16 protein-coding genes and 1 pseudogene are annotated in these 17,321 nt (G+C 73.8%); 9 read left to right on the plus strand and 8 right to left on the minus strand.

The window, feature by feature from the left end; translation table 11 throughout:
- From C1I95_RS22250 to C1I95_RS22260, 3 genes are all read left to right on the plus strand, one after another.
- A partial coding sequence (locus C1I95_RS22250) for an aldehyde dehydrogenase family protein (protein WP_111216268.1) occupies window positions 1-1,215 on the plus strand: 1,215 nt, incomplete at its 5' end.
- 1 nt (window position 1,216) lies between these two features.
- The gene (locus C1I95_RS22255) at window positions 1,217-1,984 is read left to right on the plus strand and encodes a 3-oxoacyl-ACP reductase (RefSeq protein WP_111216269.1); all 768 of its coding nucleotides are present in this window, start codon (window positions 1,217-1,219) and stop codon (window positions 1,982-1,984) included.
- Between the two features lie 175 nt (window positions 1,985-2,159).
- Entirely contained in the window at window positions 2,160-5,837 is a 3,678-nt protein-coding gene (locus tag C1I95_RS22260; protein ID WP_111216271.1) for a SpoIIE family protein phosphatase, read from the plus strand.
- Window positions 5,838-5,850: 13 nt separating this feature from the next.
- On the opposite strand, the gene C1I95_RS22265 is transcribed toward C1I95_RS22260, so the two are convergent.
- Window positions 5,851-6,165, minus strand: a complete 315-nt coding sequence (locus tag C1I95_RS22265) for an STAS domain-containing protein (protein ID WP_233513805.1) — start codon at window positions 6,163-6,165, stop codon at window positions 5,851-5,853.
- Window positions 6,166-6,259: 94 nt separating this feature from the next.
- On the opposite strand from C1I95_RS22265, the gene map reads away from it, so the two are divergent.
- Both map and C1I95_RS22275 read left to right on the plus strand, forming a co-directional pair.
- A complete protein-coding gene (gene map / locus C1I95_RS22270; RefSeq protein ID WP_111216275.1) occupies window positions 6,260-7,117 on the plus strand; it encodes a type I methionyl aminopeptidase in 858 nt (285 codons plus the stop codon).
- Window positions 7,114-7,830 carry a VIT1/CCC1 transporter family protein gene (locus tag C1I95_RS22275; RefSeq protein WP_111216276.1) on the plus strand — a complete coding sequence of 239 codons (717 nt, stop codon included), beginning with the start codon at window positions 7,114-7,116 and terminating at the stop codon, window positions 7,828-7,830. The genes map and C1I95_RS22275 overlap by 4 nt, the downstream gene beginning before the upstream one ends.
- 7 nt (window positions 7,831-7,837) lie before the next feature.
- On the opposite strand, the gene C1I95_RS22280 is transcribed toward C1I95_RS22275, so the two are convergent.
- From C1I95_RS22280 to C1I95_RS22310, 7 genes are all read right to left on the minus strand, one after another.
- Window positions 7,838-8,557 (minus strand): nucleotidyltransferase domain-containing protein, encoded by a 720-nt coding sequence (locus C1I95_RS22280; RefSeq protein ID WP_233513806.1) that lies wholly within the window; start codon window positions 8,555-8,557, stop codon window positions 7,838-7,840.
- A gap of 69 nt (window positions 8,558-8,626) precedes the next feature.
- A complete protein-coding gene (locus tag C1I95_RS22285; protein ID WP_111216279.1) occupies window positions 8,627-9,145 on the minus strand; it encodes a nitroreductase/quinone reductase family protein in 519 nt (172 codons plus the stop codon).
- Between the two features lie 80 nt (window positions 9,146-9,225).
- A complete protein-coding gene (locus tag C1I95_RS22290; protein WP_111216281.1) occupies window positions 9,226-11,964 on the minus strand; it encodes an FtsX-like permease family protein in 2,739 nt (912 codons plus the stop codon).
- Window positions 11,961-12,698: an ABC transporter ATP-binding protein gene (locus C1I95_RS22295; RefSeq protein WP_111216291.1), complete on the minus strand. Its 738-nt coding sequence runs from the start codon at window positions 12,696-12,698 to the stop codon at window positions 11,961-11,963. The genes C1I95_RS22290 and C1I95_RS22295 overlap by 4 nt, the downstream gene beginning before the upstream one ends.
- A gap of 74 nt (window positions 12,699-12,772) precedes the next feature.
- Window positions 12,773-13,354 (minus strand): PadR family transcriptional regulator, encoded by a 582-nt coding sequence (locus C1I95_RS22300; RefSeq protein ID WP_111216283.1) that lies wholly within the window; start codon window positions 13,352-13,354, stop codon window positions 12,773-12,775.
- 73 nt (window positions 13,355-13,427) lie between these two features.
- Complete coding sequence (locus C1I95_RS22305) at window positions 13,428-13,868, minus strand: ferritin-like domain-containing protein (RefSeq protein ID WP_111216293.1); 441 nt, start codon at window positions 13,866-13,868, stop codon at window positions 13,428-13,430.
- Window positions 13,869-13,879: 11 nt separating this feature from the next.
- The gene (locus C1I95_RS22310; protein ID WP_111216285.1) at window positions 13,880-14,338 is read right to left on the minus strand and encodes a hypothetical protein; all 459 of its coding nucleotides are present in this window, start codon (window positions 14,336-14,338) and stop codon (window positions 13,880-13,882) included.
- 220 nt (window positions 14,339-14,558) lie between these two features.
- Here C1I95_RS22310 and rimP point away from each other — a divergent pair, with 220 nt between their 5' ends.
- From rimP to C1I95_RS22330, 4 genes and pseudogenes are all read left to right on the plus strand, one after another.
- Entirely contained in the window at window positions 14,559-15,239 is a 681-nt protein-coding gene (gene rimP, locus C1I95_RS22315) for a ribosome maturation factor RimP (RefSeq protein ID WP_111216295.1), read from the plus strand.
- Complete coding sequence (gene nusA, locus C1I95_RS22320; protein WP_111216287.1) at window positions 15,236-16,279, plus strand: transcription termination factor NusA; 1,044 nt, start codon at window positions 15,236-15,238, stop codon at window positions 16,277-16,279. Before rimP ends, nusA begins: the two co-directional genes overlap by 4 nt.
- A gap of 16 nt (window positions 16,280-16,295) precedes the next feature.
- Window positions 16,296-16,626 (plus strand): annotated as a pseudogene (locus C1I95_RS22325) (YlxR family protein).
- 93 nt (window positions 16,627-16,719) lie between these two features.
- Window positions 16,720-17,321, plus strand: a 602-nt coding sequence (locus C1I95_RS22330) for a translation initiation factor IF-2 N-terminal domain-containing protein (RefSeq protein ID WP_199523859.1), incomplete at its 3' end; no start/stop codon positions are given.

Genomic DNA, 17,321 nt, shown 5'->3' on the forward strand with positions numbered 1-17,321 from the left:
CGGTTGTTGCGGCGGTTCGCGGGGGTGGTGGATGACCACCTTGAGGAGCTGGCGCAGCTGGAGGTACGCAACGCCGGGCACACCATCGGCAACGCCCGGTGGGAGGCGGGCAACGTGCGGGACGTGCTCGACTACTACGCGGGGTCGCCGGAGCGGCTCACCGGGCGGCAGATCCCGGTACCGGGCGGGCTGGACGTCACCGTCCACGAGCCGCTCGGCGTGGTCGGGGTGATCGTGCCGTGGAACTTCCCGATGCCGATCGCCGCCTGGGGCTTCGCCCCCGCGCTCGCCGCCGGCAACACGGTGGTGCTCAAGCCGGCCGAGCTGACCCCGCTGACCGCGCTGCGCCTGGCCGAGCTGGCCCTGGTCGCGGGCCTGCCCGAGGATGTCTTCACCGTGCTGCCCGGCCGGGGTGACGTGGTCGGCGAGCGGTTCGTCAGCCACCCGGCGGTACGCAAGATCTGCTTCACCGGCTCCACCGAGGTCGGTACCCGGATCATGGCCGGCTGCGCCGCCCAGGTGAAGCGGCTGACCCTGGAACTGGGCGGCAAGTCGGCGAACCTGGTCTTCGCCGACGCCGACCTGGAACGGGCGGCGGCCACCGCGCCGTACGCGGTCTTCGACAACGCCGGCCAGGACTGCTGTGCCCGCTCCCGGATCCTGGTGCAGCGCCCGGTGTACGACCGCTTCCTGGAACTGCTCGAACCGGCGGTACGCGCCTTCCGGGTGCGCCACCCGGCCGACGAGAGCGCCGAGATGGGCCCGTTGATCTCGGCCGGGCACCGGGACCGGGTCGCCGGGTACGTCGACGGGGCGCGGGTCGCCTTCACCGGCTCCTGCCCCGACGGCCCCGGCTACTGGTACGCCCCGACCGTGCTGTTCGCCGACTCGCCGGCCGACCGGCACTGGCGCGAGGAGGTCTTCGGCCCGGTCGTCTCGGTGCTCCCGTTCGACGACGAGGCCGACGCAATCCGGCTGGCCAATGACACCGAGTACGGCCTGTCCGGCTCGATCTGGACTCGCGACGTGGGCCGGGCGCTGCGGGTGGCCCGGGCGGTGGAGGCGGGGAATCTGAGCGTCAACTCGCACTCCTCGGTGCGGTACTGGACCCCGTTCGGCGGGATGAAGCGTTCCGGCCTGGGTCGGGAGCTGGGTCCGGACGCCCTGCACGCGTTCACCGACGTCAAGAACGTGTTCATCAGCACGGAGGAGTGAGATGCAGGGACGGTTGCAGGACCGGGTCGCCGTGGTGACCGGGGCGGCCAGCGGGATCGGGCTGGCCACGGTACGGCGGTTCGCCGCCGAGGGGGCCCGGGTGGTCTGCGTCGACATCGACGCCGAGGCCGGCGAGCGGGCCGCCGACGAGGTGGGCGGCACGTTCGTGGCCGCCGACGTGGCCGACGAGACGGCGGTACGGGACCTCTTCGACGGGGTGGTCGAGCGGTACGGGCGGGTGGATGTCGCGTTCAACAACGCCGGCATCTCTCCGCCCGACGACGACTCCATCCTGGACACCGGGCTGGACGCCTGGGAGCGGGTGCTGCGGGTCAACACCACCAGCGTCTACCTCTGCTGCAAGCACGTCATCCCGCACATGCGTCGGCAGGGTCGGGGGTCGATCATCAACACCGCCTCGTTCGTGGCGCTGATGGGCGCGGCGACGTCGCAGATCGCGTACACCGCGAGCAAGGGTGGGGTGCTGGCGTTGACCCGGGAGTTGGGCGTGCAGTTCGCCCGGGAGGGCATCCGGGTGAACGCCCTGTGCCCGGGGCCGGTGGCCACGCCGTTGCTGCGGGAGCTGTTCGCGGCCGATCCGGAGCGGGCCGCGCGCCGGCTGGTGCACGTGCCGATGGGGCGCTTCGGCGAGCCGACCGAGATCGCCGCCGCGGTGGCGTTCCTGGCCAGCGACGACGCCTCGTTCATGACGGCCGCGCAGTTCGTGGTCGACGGCGGGATCACCGGCGCGTACGTCACCCCGCTGTGACCGGGTTGATACTCGCCGTGAGTGGCCTGGGTGGTGTCGGTCGGTGACCGCTCGGCATCGTGGAGTCAACCAGCGTCGGGCGGGCCGCACGCGTTACGTTGCTGGTCCGTCGGGGTAGAAGTCGGTGCACGGCGTTGATGATCAGGGCGCGTCAGGAATCGGCCGGGGAGGATGCATGAGCTCGGCCCAGGGGTGCGCGGACGGGAGCCATAGGTCCGCGGTGGACGGCGGGATTTCGCCGCTGCTCGCGGCGGCGTTCGCCGGTGGTGGTGAGATGGGCACGTTGCTGCGCGACCACGACTGGTCGGTCAGCCCGCTCGGCACCCCGGACCACTGGCCCGCCGCGCTGGGCAACGCGATCAGCACGATGCTCGCGTCCAAGGCTCAGATCGTCATGTTCTGGGGCGAGGAGCTACGCGCCTTCTACAACGACGCCTACCGGCCGACCATCGGCGACAAGCATCCGGCAGTGCTCGGCCAGCCCGCCCACGAGCACTGGGCGGAGACCTGGGACGTGCTCGGGCCACTGCTCGCCGGTGTGCTGCGCGGCGGCGAGGCGTACCAGGGGCAGGACCACCACTTCCTGCTCGACCGGCACGGCTTCGTCGAGGACGTCTACTTCGACATCTCCTACGACCCGATCCGAGCCGCGGACGGCTCGATCAGCGGGGTGCTCTGCATCTGTAACGAGACCACCGGCCGGGTGCTCGGCGAGCGCCGGTTGCGCGCGCTGGCCGAACTCGGTTCGGAACTGGCCGACCCGGGCGGCAGCGCGGAACTCGGCCGGGTCGCCGTGGGCGTGCTCGACCGGCACCGGCCGGACGTGCCGTTCGGGCTGCTCTACCTGCACGACACCGACGGGCACCTGCGGCTGGCCGGGATCAGCGGCGCCCGGATCGCCGCCGTCGACCCGTCCGCCCGGCTGGTCGAAGTCGCCGCGACCGGCACCAGCGCGGTGCTGGCCACGGCCGACCTGCTCGGACACGTACCGGCCGACGCGGCCGACGAGGCGGTGGTGCTGCCGATCAGCGCGACCAACGAGCCGGCCGGGGTGCTGGTGCTGGGGGCGGCCCGCCGGCTGCCGTTCACCGGCGACTACCGGACCTTCTTCGAGCTGGTCGCCGCGCAGATCTCCCGCGCCGCCGGCAAGCAGCGGGCGTACGAGCAGGAGCGGGCCCGGGCCGCCGACCTGGCCGCCCTGGATCTGGCGAAGACCAACTTCTTCGCCAACGTGAGCCACGAGTTTCGTACCCCGCTGGCCCTGGTGCTCGGCCCGCTGGAGGACCTGCTCGCCGACCCCGCCTTGCCGGCGACGTACGCGCCACGGCTGACCACGATGCACCGCAACGGGTTGCGGCTGCTGAAGCTGGTGAACACCGTGCTCGACTTCTCCCGGCTGGAGTCGGGACGGCTGGCCGCCCACTACCAGCCGACCGAACTGGCCGGTTACACGGCCCGGCTGGCCAGCACGTTCCGCTCGGCCACCGAGCGCACCGGCCTACGGCTGGTGGTGGACTGCCCGCCGCTGGCGGAGCCGGTCCACGTCGACCAGGACATGTGGGAGAAGATCGTCCTCAATCTGGTCTCCAACGCCGTGAAGTTCACCTTCGACGGTGAGGTCCGGGTCCGGGTCCGGGAGGCCGACGGGAGCGCCCGCCTGGAGGTCAGCGACACCGGCGTGGGCATCGTCCCGGAGGAACTGCCCCACGTCTTCGAGCGGTTCCACCGGGTGCCCGGGGTGCGCTCGCGCAGCCACGAGGGCACCGGGATCGGCCTGGCGCTGGTCCGGGAGCTGGTCGAGATGCACGGTGGACGGGTCACCGTGACCAGCCAGGTCGACCTGGGCAGCACCTTCGTGGTCACCGTGCCGTTCGGTTCCGGGCATCTGCTGGCCGAGCGGGTGGCCGATGCCGACGGCATCGCGCCCGAGCCGCGGCAGGCCCCGCTCTTCGTCGCCGAGACCGCGCACTGGGGCGGCGCCACCGTCCCGACCACCCCGGACTCGCCGGCGCTCGCCACTCCCGCGTCGACTTCGGCCGGGTCCGCCCCGGCGGGCCGCATCCTGGTCGTCGACGACAACCCCGACCTGCGGGAGCACGTCACCCGGCTGCTCGTGCCGACCTGGGAGGTGGTGACCGCCGCGGACGGTGTCGACGCCCTGCGGCTGGCCATCGACACCGCCTTCGACCTGGTGCTGACCGACGTGATGATGCCCCGGTTGGACGGGATCGGCCTGGTCGCCGCGTTGCGCGCGGACCCGCGCACCCGGTCCGTGCCGATCGTGCTGCTGTCGGCTCGCGCCGGCTCGGCGGCCGAGGTGGCCGGGCTGTCGGTCGGCGCGGACGACTACCTGACCAAGCCCTTCTCCGGCCAGGAGTTGATCGCCCGGGTCCGGGCCAACGTGGAACTCGGCCAGCTGCGCGGTCAGGTCGTCCGTCGGCTGGAGGCCCTCGCCGACGCGGCGGTCGCGGTGAACACCGCCCGTTCCACGGCCGACGTGCTCCAGGTCGCGGCCCAGCACGCGCTGAGCCTCGCCGAGGCCGGCCGGGTGGTGCTCTCCGCTGGCGGGGCGCGTTACGAGGCGGATGCCGGCGGGGTCACCTCGGTCGAGCCGTCCTTCGTCCTGCCGTTGACCGGCGTCGCCGGCAAGCAACTCGGCGAGCTGCGGGTGTGGCGGCCGGCCGCCGAGGACGCCGGCACGCACGAGGCCGCGCTGACCCAGCTCGCCCGGCTGGTCGGCGTACGCCTGGAGAACGCCCAGCTCTACGAGGCCGAACACCGCATCGCCACCACCCTGCAACACAGCCTGCTGCCGCGTACGCTGCCCCAGCTGCCCGGTGCCGTGGTGGCCAGCCGCTACCTGCCCGGCACCGCCGATGTCGAGGTCGGCGGCGACTGGTACGACGTGATCGCCCGGGACGACGACGAACTGGTGCTGGTCATCGGCGACGTGGTCGGCAAGGGCGTGCCGGCGGCGGCGGCCATGGGCCAGCTCCGCAACGCGTTGCGTGCGTACGTGCTGGAGGGCTTCGACCCGGGCGAGTCGCTGACCCGACTCAACCGGCTGGTGGGCTCGACCGAGTCGCGTTCGTTCGCCACGGTCTTCTGCCTGTGGTTCAGCCCCCGCACGGGCCGGCTGCGGTACGCCAGCGCCGGGCATCCGTCGCCGCTGCTCATCCGCGGACCGGACGTGGCGTTCCTGCACGACGGTGCGCTCGGCCCGCCGGTCGGCGCCATCCCCGGCACCGGGTACGAGACGGCCTCCGGCGAGCTGCGGGCCGGCGACCGTCTTCTGCTCTACACCGACGGCCTGATCGAGGACCGGCAGGTCGGCATCGACGTCGCCCTGGCCCAGCTGCGGGCCGACGCCGCCCGGCCCGGCGACCACGTGGCGGACCTGATCGACGCGGTCGTCGAGCGGGTCGCGGACCGACCCCGGCGCGACGACGTGGCGGTGCTCGCGCTGGAGGCGGCCGAACTCGACCGATTCGCGCTGCGGCTGCCCGCCGACCCCACCCGGCTGAGCGTGCTGCGCAAGCGGTTGGAGGACTTCCTCGTCGCGCACGGAGTGGGCGAGACGGACCTGTTCGACCTCACCGTGGCGGTCTCCGAGGCGGCGGCGAACGCCATCGAGCATCCGATCGACCCGGCGGAACCGACGATCGGGGTCGAGGTGACCGTGGAGGACCGCGCAGTGGTGGCGACCGTGCGGGACACCGGACGGTGGCGGGAGTCGACCGGGTCGGACTTCCGGGGCCGGGGGCTGTCGCTGATCCGGGCACTCGGGGAGATGTCGGTCAGCCGTACCCCGGATGGCACGTCGGTCACCCTGCGCCGGCGGCTGCAACCCTGAGCCGGCGGGCGGGTCAGGCCGGGTGCAACCAGCGCTGCTCGCCCAGGCCGGCGATCTCCAGCACCCGGCTGACCTGCCGGGACGGCAGCACGGTCAGCGCGTCCGGATAGCGGCCGGCGAGCCGGACCACCGCGTGGATGGCCGCCGAGTCGAAGAACGTGACCGCGCGCAGGTCGAGCGTCATCCGGGCGGCCGGCTCGCGCAGCGCGGTCTGCAGCATGGTGCCGGCGGTCGACATGTCGACCTCGCCGGTGACCACCACCCTGAGGTGATCACCGTCGGTCTCCGCGCTGGCGGAGAAGACGGGAGGTGCGCCCCCTTGATCCACGCTGACACCTTGACACAGTGGTCCTGGTGGGGCAACAACCCTCGGCCATGGGCGGTGTTGGGGGTCACGAAGTGGTCGGCGATAGGCTTGCGGCATGACCGTCCGTGCGCCGCTGACCCCAGGCACGCTCTCTCCGTGGCGGCCGGTGCCCGCTGGCATCACCCGCCCCGAGTACGTCGGCAAGAAGGCACCGACCCCCTGGCAGGGGTCACACGTGCAGACCGCGGAGACCATCGAGAAGATGCGCGTCGCGGGACGGATCGCCGCCCAGGCCGTGCAGTTGGCGGGGGAGCACTGCAAGCCTGGCGTGACCACGGACGAGATCGACCGGGTGGTGCACGAGTTCCTGATCGACAACGGTGCCTACCCGTCGACGCTGGGCTACAAGGGCTTCCCGAAGTCCTGCTGCACCAGCCTCAACGAGGTGATCTGCCACGGCATCCCCGACACGACCGTGCTGGCCGACGGCGACATCATCAACGTCGACGTCACCGCGTACATCGGTGGGGTGCACGGCGACACGGATGCGACCTTCTGCGTCGGTGAGGTCAGCGAGGAGGCCCGGCTGCTGGTCGACCGGACCCACGAGGCGATGATGCGCGGCATCAAGGCGGTCGCCCCGGGCCGGCAGATCAACGTCATCGGCCGAGTCATCGAGTCGTACGCGAAGCGCTTCGGCTACGGCGTGGTCCGGGACTTCACCGGCCACGGCATCGGCGAGTCCTTCCACAGCGGGCTCTACGTGCCGCACTACGACAGCCCCCGCCCGACCGACGTGATGGAGCCGGGCATGACCTTCACGATCGAGCCGATGATCACGCTCGGCACCTACCAGTACGACCTGTGGGACGACGGCTGGACGGTGGTCACCAAGGACCGGAAGTGGACCGCCCAGTTCGAGCACACGGTCCTGGTGACCGAGGGCGGCCACGAGATCCTCACGCTGCCGTGACCGACACCCCTGCCGCCCTGCGGGAGGCGCACCACGCCGACGTGTCCGGCGGCTGGCTGCGCCCGGCCGTCTTCGGTGCGATGGACGGCCTGGTCACCAACATCGCCCTCATCGCGGGCGTCGGCGGCGGCGGGGTCTCGCCGCGCAACATCGTGCTCACCGGCGTGGCCGGCCTGGTCGCCGGTGCGATCTCGATGGCGCTCGGGGAGTACACCAGCGTGCGGTCGGCCAACGAGCAGCTCGCCGCCGAGGTGGCCAAGGAGCGGCGCGAGCTGGAGCGGCACCCCGAGGCCGAGGCCCGGGAACTGGCCCAGCACTGGGTCGCCCGGGGCCTGCCGGAGGACCTCGCCACCCAGGTGGCCGAGGCGGTCCGGCACAACCCGGAGCAGGCCCTGCGGATGCACATCCAGGAGGAGTTGGGCGTCGACCCGGACGAGCGACCCGACCCGTGGACGGCGGCGTTTTCGTCGTTCCTCTGCTTCTCCGTCGGCGCGCTGGTGCCGCTGCTGCCGTACCTGCTCGGTGCGACCAGCCTGGCCCTGGCCCTGGCGGTGGGCGGGCTCGGGCTCTTCGTCGCCGGGGCGATCGTTGCCCGGTTCACCAACCGCCGGTGGTGGTCCGGCGGGCTGCGTCAGCTGCTGCTGGGTGCCGCCGCCGCGGCGGCGACCTACCTGATCGGAACCCTGATCGGCGTCCAGGGCGGTCTCGGCTGACCTGGGGTCAGTTGTTGAGGAGGTCGTCGATGGTGCCGTCCACGGGGCGGCCCCGGGCGGTGAGTTCCGCGGATTGGCGGGCCAGGACGGCGGCGACCTCGGTCATGTCGGCTCCGGCCAGGCCGGTGCGCCGCACCGCGTCGCCACGGTCGCGGTAGTAGGTGCGGCTGAGCAGGCCGTGCACCGTCGCCGCGGCCAACCGGGCCTCGCCGAGCATCAGCAGGGCCTGGTCCGTCTCGTACCACTCGGCGAGCCGGGCCGCCCGGGCGTGTGCGGCGCTGCCCCGATACCACGCCGTCCGGGCGGCCGTGCTGAACTCGGCCGGGCGGGCCCGGGCCAGCCGGCCGAGGTGTGCGTCGCGCATGGTGGGCAGCCATCCGGTCGGGTCGTGCAGCGCCCGGGTCGTCACGTAGCGGTCGGCGGTCAGCGGCCACCGCGAGGTCAGCTGCCGGGCCTGGTGCAGGCGTTCCTCGGCGGCGACCACGGTCAGGTCGACCAGCACGCCGTCCACCCGGCGGGTCGCCGAGGGCGGTCCGGTGCCGGGCCGGTAGGTGACCACCAGCAGCCCGACCTCGCCGTCCCCGCCGCCGTCGTCGTCGCCGTGGGCCAGCGGGCCGTGTACGGCCACGGCGAGCACGTCGGCCGGGAAACGCCGCCGGACGGCCTCGGCGACCCGTTCGGCCACGGCCCACCGTGGATCGTCCCGGTGCTCCTCGACACCGTCCACGCCGACCACCCCGCGATCGCGCCACCGCCCACACCGTCGCCCGGAGCGACGACCCGGTCACCGCACACCCTAGTGCGGCCCGCCGCGCCCGTCCGGCCCGCCGCGCCCGTCCGGCCTGCCGCGCCGGTCCGGCACCAGACGGAAGATCCGGATGTCCCGGTCGCCGGCCCGCTCGACGTACGTCTGGTAGGCCGGCCACTCGTCGACCAGCAACCGCCACAGCCGGTCGCGTTCGGTGCCGGTGGCCAGCTGCGCGCGCACCGGGATTCGGCGTCCCGCGACGTCCACCTCGGCGCGCGGTTCGGCGAGCAGGTTGAGCGCCCAGGCCGGCTGCCGGGGCTGGCCCCAATTCGAGCCGATCACCACGTACGCCTCGCCGTCCGGCACGTACAGCAGCGGGTTGCTGCGCGGCTTGCCGGATTTCCGGCCGGTGGTGGTGACGACCAGGGACGGCACGAGCCCGAGCGCGACCACCCGTCCCCGGGTCAGCCGCCCGACCGCCCGGTCGGCCGGGACCAGCAGGCGCATTGCGGCGCCGAACCAGCGCTGATGACCGACCCGGCGGGTGAGGGTTCCCAGTGCGGACATCCGGACAGTCTGCCCGCCCCGGTAACGCCGTGACACCGGCCGATCAGTCGCGGGTACGACGGACCTCGGGCCGGGCACGGTCAGTCCAGGCGGCGTTCCACCGGTAGCCGCGAGCGGGTGAACAGCGCCGCCCCGAGCATCGCCAGCAACGGCACCGCGACCAGCACGCCGAGGGCGAGCCAGGGGATCACCAGCGGATACGGCGGCTCGACCGGCCAGGTGTCGGTGTACCGCTTGTTGGTGAAGGTGAGCACGATCGCCGCCGAGCCGAGGCCGGCGACGATGCCCAGCGCCGAGCCGAGCACGGCGATCACACCGGCCTGGCAGAGCGACAGCAGGCGGCGTACGCCCGGGCCGGCACCGACCGCGGCGAGGGTGGACAGGTCGGCCCTTCCCTCGGCCGCGGCGAGACCGGTGGCGATGCCCGCGGCGCCTACGGTGACCACCGCGGACACCCCGGCAAGCAACAGCAGCACCGGCTGGCTGTCGCCGTGGCGCCGACCGGTCTCGATCTCCACCGCCACGTCGAGCGGGCGGATCGCGGTGACGAACCGATCCTGTTTCCGCTGGTCCCGACCCGGCGACTCGCCGGCCCCGATCGCCCAGCCGGCCTGTCGGGTCACGAGATCCAGCTGATCGGCCGCGGCCGGGGAAAGCAGCAGCCATTTACTGCCGACCGCCGTGCTCAGCACGTGACCGGGCACCGTGGCGGTGTCCGTGGCCCGCGTCGCCTCCTCGGCGTCGTGCTGGACGGTGACTTCCAGCCGGCCGTCCACCAGAAGGCGCGGGTCGGTCACCACCGCTCCACCAGCCCGCAGGGTGGCCGTGGCGGCGGCGACGTCGGCCGGGTCGGCCCCGGTGAGGATCGGCAGCGCCGTTCCGTCGTCCACGATCACCCGGAAGTACGGGTCGTAATGGTTCTCGGCCGGGCCCTGACAGCGGTGGTCGGCCCGGGCCCGGCGCTGGTCGGCGGCGCTGAGCGGCGCGTCCGGCCGCCATGGGCAGGCCCGCTCGGCCGGCAGCGCGGCGGTGATTACGCAGGTGTCGAAGTTCGGCCGGCATCCGGCGGTGACCAGCGGGGCGATCGTGCCGGCACCGAGGTGCTCCCGGGCCGGTCCGGCGATCTCGGCGAGGGTGGGCAGGCTGTTCTCGCCGGGCCGGCCGCTGGCCGTGATCAGCACACTGTGCTCCGGAATCGACGGCTGATACCGCTGGTCGTTGCGGGCGTCCTCGCCGGCCAGGAAGACGCCCAAGGCGACGCTGCCGGCAACGGCGGCCATCACCGCGGAGATGGCCGGGGCGGCGGAGGAGCGGTTGCGGCTGGCGTCGCGTACCGCGACCCGCGGTGCCAGCGGGAGGAACCGGCCGAGCCGGGCCAGCAGTCCGACCAGCGTCGGGGTGGCGAAGACCAGCCCGAGTTCGCCCAGGATCAGCCCGGCGAGGATGACCGACTGCGAGGTCACCGCCGCGCCGAGCGCGGCCACGCCGCCCCCACCGGCGGCCAGCAGCACGCCGATGGTCAGCCAGCGGCGGCTGTGCGCCGGCGGCGTCCGCCGGCCGGCGAGCCCGGCCACCACGTCCTGCCGGGCGGCCGTCCAGGCCGGCGCCAGGGCGGCCAGCACCCCGGCCAGCACCGCGACCAGCGCGATCACGCAGAGCGCCGTCGGCCATACCCGGTACCCGCCAAAGCGGTGCCCGAAGACGAACTCCTCGACCAGCGGCCGCCCGGCGAACGCCGCGACCACGCCGAGTGCGACGCCCGTCGCGGCACCGAGGCAGCCCAGCACCACGCCGTCGGCGAGCACGACCCGGCGCAGCTGGGTGGCGTCGCCACCGGCCACCGCGACCAGCGCCAGGTCCCGCCGCCGACGCCGTACGCCGACGGCGAAGGCCGGGCCGACCAGCAGCACCACTTCCAGCAGGCCGAGCCCACCGACCAGCACCCCGGTGCCGATCTCCTCCACCTCCAGCCGGGAGGGCGGCGGACCGTAGGTGGTGCCGACCCAGGTCGGTGGCGCGGGCACCCGGGCGCCGACCACCACACCGTTCCGGTTGAGCTGACGGAAGACCTCGTCGGTGACCGGCCCGGGCAGGTCGGCCAGGAACACTGCCTCGGCGTACGGCTCCGGCGGCGGTGCCCCGGCCGGATGCAGGACGACCATCGGGGTCAGCTGCTCAGGCAGTTCGACCACCCCGACGACCGTCCAGATCCGCGCGCCGTCCCCGGCGGTGATCGAATCGCCGACGTCGACCCGGAGGGCGCGCCGGGCGGCCCGGTTCACCGCGATCTCGTCGGCGGTAGCCGGTACCCGGCCGGCGTGGATCCGGACGAGCCCGCGCCCGAGCGGGTCGGTGAGGTCGACAACGGTGGCACCCAGGTCGTCCCGGACCCGGTCCGCGTCCCGGGCGGTGAACGGCACCCAGCGGCGTACCGGAAGGACCCGGCTGCCGGCCGGGAGGAGCGCGGCGACCTCGTCCGTGCTGACCGGGCCCGGCACCGACTCGCTCTCGACCCCGGTTCCCCAACTGTCCCCGGCGGGGCTCTGCACCACCGGGCCGCGGGCCACCAGCCGTAGTTCCGCGTCGGCGCTCCCGAGCCGGCGGTCCATCTGCTCCGCCGTGGTCAGCTGGGACATGTCGATGCTGGCCGCGATGAAGGTGAGGGCCAGCACCGGCAGGATGATCATCGCCAGCACCAGGGCGGTACGCGCGCGGGCCCGCCGCGCCTCCCGGCGGGCGATCCGGAGCGCGGCCCGCCACGACCCGACCGCCTCGGCCAGTCGTGCCCTCCGGAGTGGCTGGTGCGGCGTGCCGGTCACCGGCCGCTGCCGGCGAGCAGCGTCTCGACGCCCACCAGCGGGGCGGTCGAGTCGACCGTCACACCGTCGCGCAGGAACACCACCCGGTCCGCCCAGGCGGCGTGTCGCGCCTCGTGGGTGACCAGCACTCCGGCCGCCCCCGCGTCGATCCGGCGGCGCAGCAGGCGCAGCACGGCCTCGCCGGTCTGCGAGTCCAGCGCTCCGGTCGGCTCGTCGGCCAGCACGAGGCGACGCTCGCCGACCAGGGCCCGGGCGATCGCGACGCGCTGCTGCTGGCCGCCGGAGAGCTGGTCCGGGAACCGGTCGCCGAGTTCCGACAGGCCCACCTCGGTCAGCGCCGCCAGCGCCAACCGGCGGGCCCGGCGGACGCCCGTCCCGTCGAGTTCGAGGGGGAGTGCGACGTTCTCCACGGCGGTCAGCCCGCCGATCAGGTTGAGGTTCTGGAAGATGTAGCCGATCCGTCGGCGGCGCAGCCGGGCCAGGCCGCGGCGATCGAGTGCGTGCAGCGGCTGCCCCTCGACGCGCACCTCGCCGGCGGTCGGGCTGTCCAGCCCACCGGCGAGGGTGAGCAGGGTGGACTTGCCGGAGCCGGAGGGGCCCATCACGGCGACCAGCTCGCCGGGGCGGACGACCAGGCTCACTCCGCGCAGGGCGTGCACCGCGGCCGGGCCGGTGCCGTGGGTGCGGTGCACGTCACGCAGGTCGAGTACGGCGTCGGCGGGGGAGCCGGGCAGCCCGGAGGCGTCGACGTCCGCGGGGGGCGGGGCGCCGTGGTCCGGAGTGGCCGGCACCGGCCCGCTGACCGTGCTCACCGTCGTGCCTCCTCACCGCTGCGGCCCACCGCCTCAGAAATGGGCGACGGGCCGGAGACCGGGGGGCGGTGCCGCACCAGACTTGTCTCGCAGTGGTCCAGCCAGCGCACTTCCGCCTCGGCCTGGAACACCATCGCGTCCAGCACCAGCCGCCACGGCAGATCCTCGGGCCGGTCGCTGGCGTACTTCAACCGGGTCAACTCCTGCAACGCGCGCATGGTGGCGGTGCGTTGGGTCTGCACCACCGCGCGGACGTCCACCCCGGGGGTGGTCAACGCCAGTGCCAGCTTGATCGCCAGCTCGTCGCGGGGGCGGTCGGTCCGGCTGATCGGGGTGGCGAACCACAGGGCCAGGTCCGCCCGCCCGGCGTCGGTGATCTCGTACGGCCGCTGGCCGGCCTCGCTCTCCGGCAACGGCCGCACCAGCCCGTCCCGCTCCAGCCGGGACAGCGTGGTGTAGACCTGCCCGATGTTCAGCGGCCAGGTCGAGCCGGTCGACTCCTCGAACGCGGCCCGCAACTGGTAGCCGTACATCTGGCCGCGTTCGAGCAGGGCGAGCAGGCCGTGGCGGATGGACATGGACCGGAGTATGCATACCTGGTATGCCTTCCGCAACCGGTGCGGGCGTGACCCCCGCTACCCCGGGCGGGGTTCAGCCGGGGCGACCCGGGAACGGCACGGTCAGCGGGGTGATCCCGGCACTGCGCCGCCAGCGCGTCGCCCGCACCGCGTACTCGACCAGGGCGGCCAGGGCGCGATCCCGTTCGGCGCCGGTGCTGGCCGGCAGCACCGCCCGCCAGAACGCCGCCGTCCGCTCCTCCACCTCCACGGCCAGCCGCAGCGCGCTGGCCCGGTCGGTCACCGGGAACGGCAGGGCGTAACCGGCCCGGTCCGGCGGGACGGTGCCGCCGCCGGTGCTCAGCTGGACCACCAGGCCGTCCCGTCGGCTCCGGTGCGCGGCTTCCGCCTCGACGGCGGCCTTGCGTTCGGCACCGGTGAGGCGTACCCCGATCGGGCCGTAGGCCCAGATGGCGGCGTACTCGGCGGTCAGCGCCCCGGCGAGGGCGTCCTCCGGGCTGGTCGGCGCGTTCATGATCTGCCGGCTCATCGGAGTGCCTCCAGGTGGGTGGCCCGCGCGGCGGCGATCGAGCCGAGCAGCGCGGCCCGTTCGGCGGACGCCGCGGCACACGCCTGGGTCGCCGTGTCCCGGCCGGCGCGTTCGGCCTGCCGTAGCGCGGTCAGCGTGGCGGCCCGGTCCGCGGGCGGGGCCTCGGACGGGGACGCGGACGGGGCGGCGGTACCGGACGGAGTCGCGGTGCCGATCACTCGGGCGAGTTCCGTGGCGTGCGCCTCGTGCGCCTCGGCGAGCGGGACGAGCCGGCCGGCCAGGTCGGGATCGGCTGTGGCGGCGGCCCGCAGTCCGGCCGCGAGTCGTAGCGACTCGTCGACCAGCGGGGCGTGCGGATCCGGCTCCGGCGGCTCGTCGTCGCGGTCGAAAAGACCACAACCGGTCAGCGGCGCGGCCGCCCCGCCGAGCGCCAGCAGCGTGCCGGCCCGCAGCACCGCGCGTCGGGAAAGCTGGGACGATCCGTCCGGCCGAGTCGTTCTGCCCATCACCACCGGACAAGTCAACACCATCCCGGGGGCCCTTGTACGGCGGTGGCGTCGGTGCGCCGCCCGGGCCGTCCTTCGGCCGGCGCGTTACGCTCTGCGCAGCCACCGGCGCGTCCGCACCGGTGGCGTGCCGGCATGGCGTGTCGGCGAGCAGCGGAAGGGTCCGGAGATGACGCAGCGTGGCCGTGCCACCAGAACGACGGGGCGACCCCGCGGCGGCCCGGCTCCGCGCGGGGGTCCGGCTCCGCGAGGCGGCCAGGCTCCCCGTGGTGATCTCGCCGCCCGCCGGGAGCGGCTGCGCGCGGTGATCGCACCGGTGGTCGACGGCGCCGGCTACGACCTGGAGGACCTGTCCGTTTCCCGGGCCGGCCGCCGGCACGTGGTACGGGTGATCGTCGACGCCGACGGCGGGATCAACCTGGACGCGGTGGCCGAGGTCTCTCGGGCGGTCTCCGCCGCGCTGGACGCGGCCGAGGAGAGCGGCGGCGACATCGTCGCCGGGGAGTACCAGTTGGAGGTCAGCTCCCCGGGGGTGGACCGGCCGCTGACCCTGCCCCGGCACTGGCGGCGCAACGTCGGTCGGCTGGTTCGGGTGACCGTCCGGGGCGCGGGGGCGCCGTCCGGGCAGCCGGGTGAGCGACCGGCCGGCGATCGGCAGGTCACCGGGCGGGTGCTCGCCGCCGACGACGAGGGCGTGCTGCTGGAGACCGACGCCGACCGCGCCCAGTGGGCCTACGCCGATCTCGGCCCGGGCCGGGTGCAGGTCGAGTTCAGCCGCCTCGACGAACTGCCCGATTCAGAAGACGTTGACGACGATGACGATGACGATGTGGAGGACGAGGAGAGGTGAACATCGACCTCGCGGCGCTGCGCGCACTCGAGCGCGAGCGGGAGATCCCGTTCGACACGATCCTCGCGGCGATCGAGACCGCGCTGCTGACCGCGTACCGGCACACCGAGGGTGCCCAACCGCACGCCCGGGTGGAGATCGACCGCAAGACCGGCGTGGCCCTGGTCTACGCCCAGGAGGTGAGCGACGAGGGCGCTGTGGTGCGGGAGTGGGACGACACCCCGCACGACTTCGGCCGGATCGCCGCCATGACCGCCAAGCAGGTGATCCTCCAGCGGCTGCGGGAGGCCACCGACGAGGTGCACTTCGGTGAGTACGTGGGTCGTGACGGCGACCTGGTGACCGGGGTGGTGCAGGCGCACGAGGCGCGGGCCGAGAAGGGCATCGTCACCGTCGACCTGGGCAAGCTGGAGGGGGTGCTGCCGCAGTCCGAGCAGGTGCCCGGCGAGCGGTACACCCACGGCGAGCGGATCCGCTGCGTGGTGGTGCACGTGGCGAAGGGAATGCGCGGTCCCCAGATCACGTTGTCCCGGACGCACCCCAACCTGGTGAAGAAGCTCTTCGCCCTGGAGGTGCCGGAGATCGCCGACGGCACGGTCGAGATCAGCGCGATCGCGCGTGAAGCCGGTCACCGCACGAAGATCGCGGTACGTTCCACCGCTCCCGGCGTCAACGCCAAGGGTGCCTGTATCGGCCCGATGGGGCAGCGGGTGCGGGCGGTGATGAGCGAGCTGCACGGTGAGAAGATCGACATCATTGACTGGTCGGACGATCCCGCCAACTTCGTCGGCAACGCGCTCTCGCCGGCCAAGGCGCTCCGGGTCGAGGTGGTCGACCTGGCCAACCGTGCGGCCCGGGTGACCGTCCCGGACTTCCAGCTTTCGCTCGCGATCGGGCGGGAGGGGCAGAATGCCCGGCTTGCTGCCCGACTGACCGGTTGGCGGATCGACATCCGGTCCGACGCCGAACAGGCTGGTCCGGGCGGTAGGTCCGGTGCTGATCACGTCCGGGAGCCGGGCGGAGCGGTCTCGGGCAGCTAGGGGTAGACTTCCAGCAGTGGTACGACGCGCGCGGCCGGAGCGCACCTGTGTGGGTTGCCGACGGCGTGCGCCGGCCAGGGAACTGCTGCGGATCGTCGCGGTCGGCGACGAGGCTGGGTTCAGCCTCCGACCCGATCCGGCCCGCAGACTGCCGGGTCGGGGAGCGAACATGCACCCGGATCCGGCCTGCTTCGCGCAGGCGGTGCGGCGTCGGGCCTTCGGTCGGGCGCTGCGCGTCGCCGGGGTTCCGGATGATGGGGCCCTCGCGGATTACCTGACGCGCCAACCACCACGTCCGGTCACCCGACCGGGCGAGGGTCGCTAGCAAGGTAGGACGACCAAGATGAGCACACGATGAAGTCCCAGAAATGACCAGGCTTCAAGTGCACGAGTGAGGTCGCTGCGGGTGCTGCCCGCACGACCTCGGAGTGAGGAGTGCAGTGGCAGGCAAGGCCCGCGTACACGAGCTTGCAAAGGAGCTCGGGGTCGAAAGCAAGACCGTTCTCGCCAAGCTGAAGGAAATGGGCGAGTTCGTCAAGTCCGCGTCGAGCACCGTCGAGGCGCCCGTCGCCCGACGGCTGCGTGGCGCGTTCGTCGCCTCCGGCGGGGCTGGTGCCCCGTCGGCTCCGCCGTCGGCCGCGCCGGCGCCGGCGGCACCGACCCCGCCGCCGACCCCCGGCGAGCCCCGGATCACCGCCAAGCCGACGCCGCCCCGGCGTCCGGCGATGCCCGGGCCGAAGCCGAAGGCCCCGGTGCCCGGTCCGCCGCCGCCGGCGGCCCCGGTCGCCAAGCCGGCGAGTGCCCATGACATCGAGGTGGCCGCCGCCGAGGCGCGTGCCGCCGCGCTGAAGGCTGAGCAGGAGGCCGCGGTCAAGGCCGCGCAGGCCGCCCGCCAGCAGCAGCGCGAGAACGTCCGCCGGGAGCCCCCGGCCGACGGCGGTGCCCGTCCGGGTCCGGGTCCCCGACCCGGCCCCGGCAACATGCCGCCCCGTGCGGGTTCCCCGGCCGCGGGTCGCCCCGCTGGGCCCACCCCGGGTCCGGG

This window comes from Micromonospora craterilacus, from assembly GCF_003236315.1.
Classification (GTDB): Bacteria; Actinomycetota; Actinomycetes; order Mycobacteriales; family Micromonosporaceae; genus Micromonospora; species Micromonospora craterilacus.

Bases quoted from the DNA above. Each gene is read 5' to 3' on its own strand.
- C1I95_RS22300 (WP_111216283.1), bottom strand. From the start codon at position 13,354: ATGTCCATCCGCCACGGCCTGCTCGCCCTGCTCGAACGCGGCCAGATG.
- C1I95_RS22260 (WP_111216271.1), top strand. From the start codon at position 2,160: ATGAGCTCGGCCCAGGGGTGCGCGGACGGGAGCCATAGGTCCGCGGTG.
- rimP (WP_111216295.1), top strand. From the start codon at position 14,559: ATGACGCAGCGTGGCCGTGCCACCAGAACGACGGGGCGACCCCGCGGC.
- C1I95_RS22305 (WP_111216293.1), bottom strand. From the start codon at position 13,868: ATGAACGCGCCGACCAGCCCGGAGGACGCCCTCGCCGGGGCGCTGACC.
- map (WP_111216275.1), top strand. From the start codon at position 6,260: ATGACCGTCCGTGCGCCGCTGACCCCAGGCACGCTCTCTCCGTGGCGG.
- C1I95_RS22285 (WP_111216279.1), bottom strand. From the start codon at position 9,145: ATGTCCGCACTGGGAACCCTCACCCGCCGGGTCGGTCATCAGCGCTGG.
- C1I95_RS22255 (WP_111216269.1), top strand. From the start codon at position 1,217: ATGCAGGGACGGTTGCAGGACCGGGTCGCCGTGGTGACCGGGGCGGCC.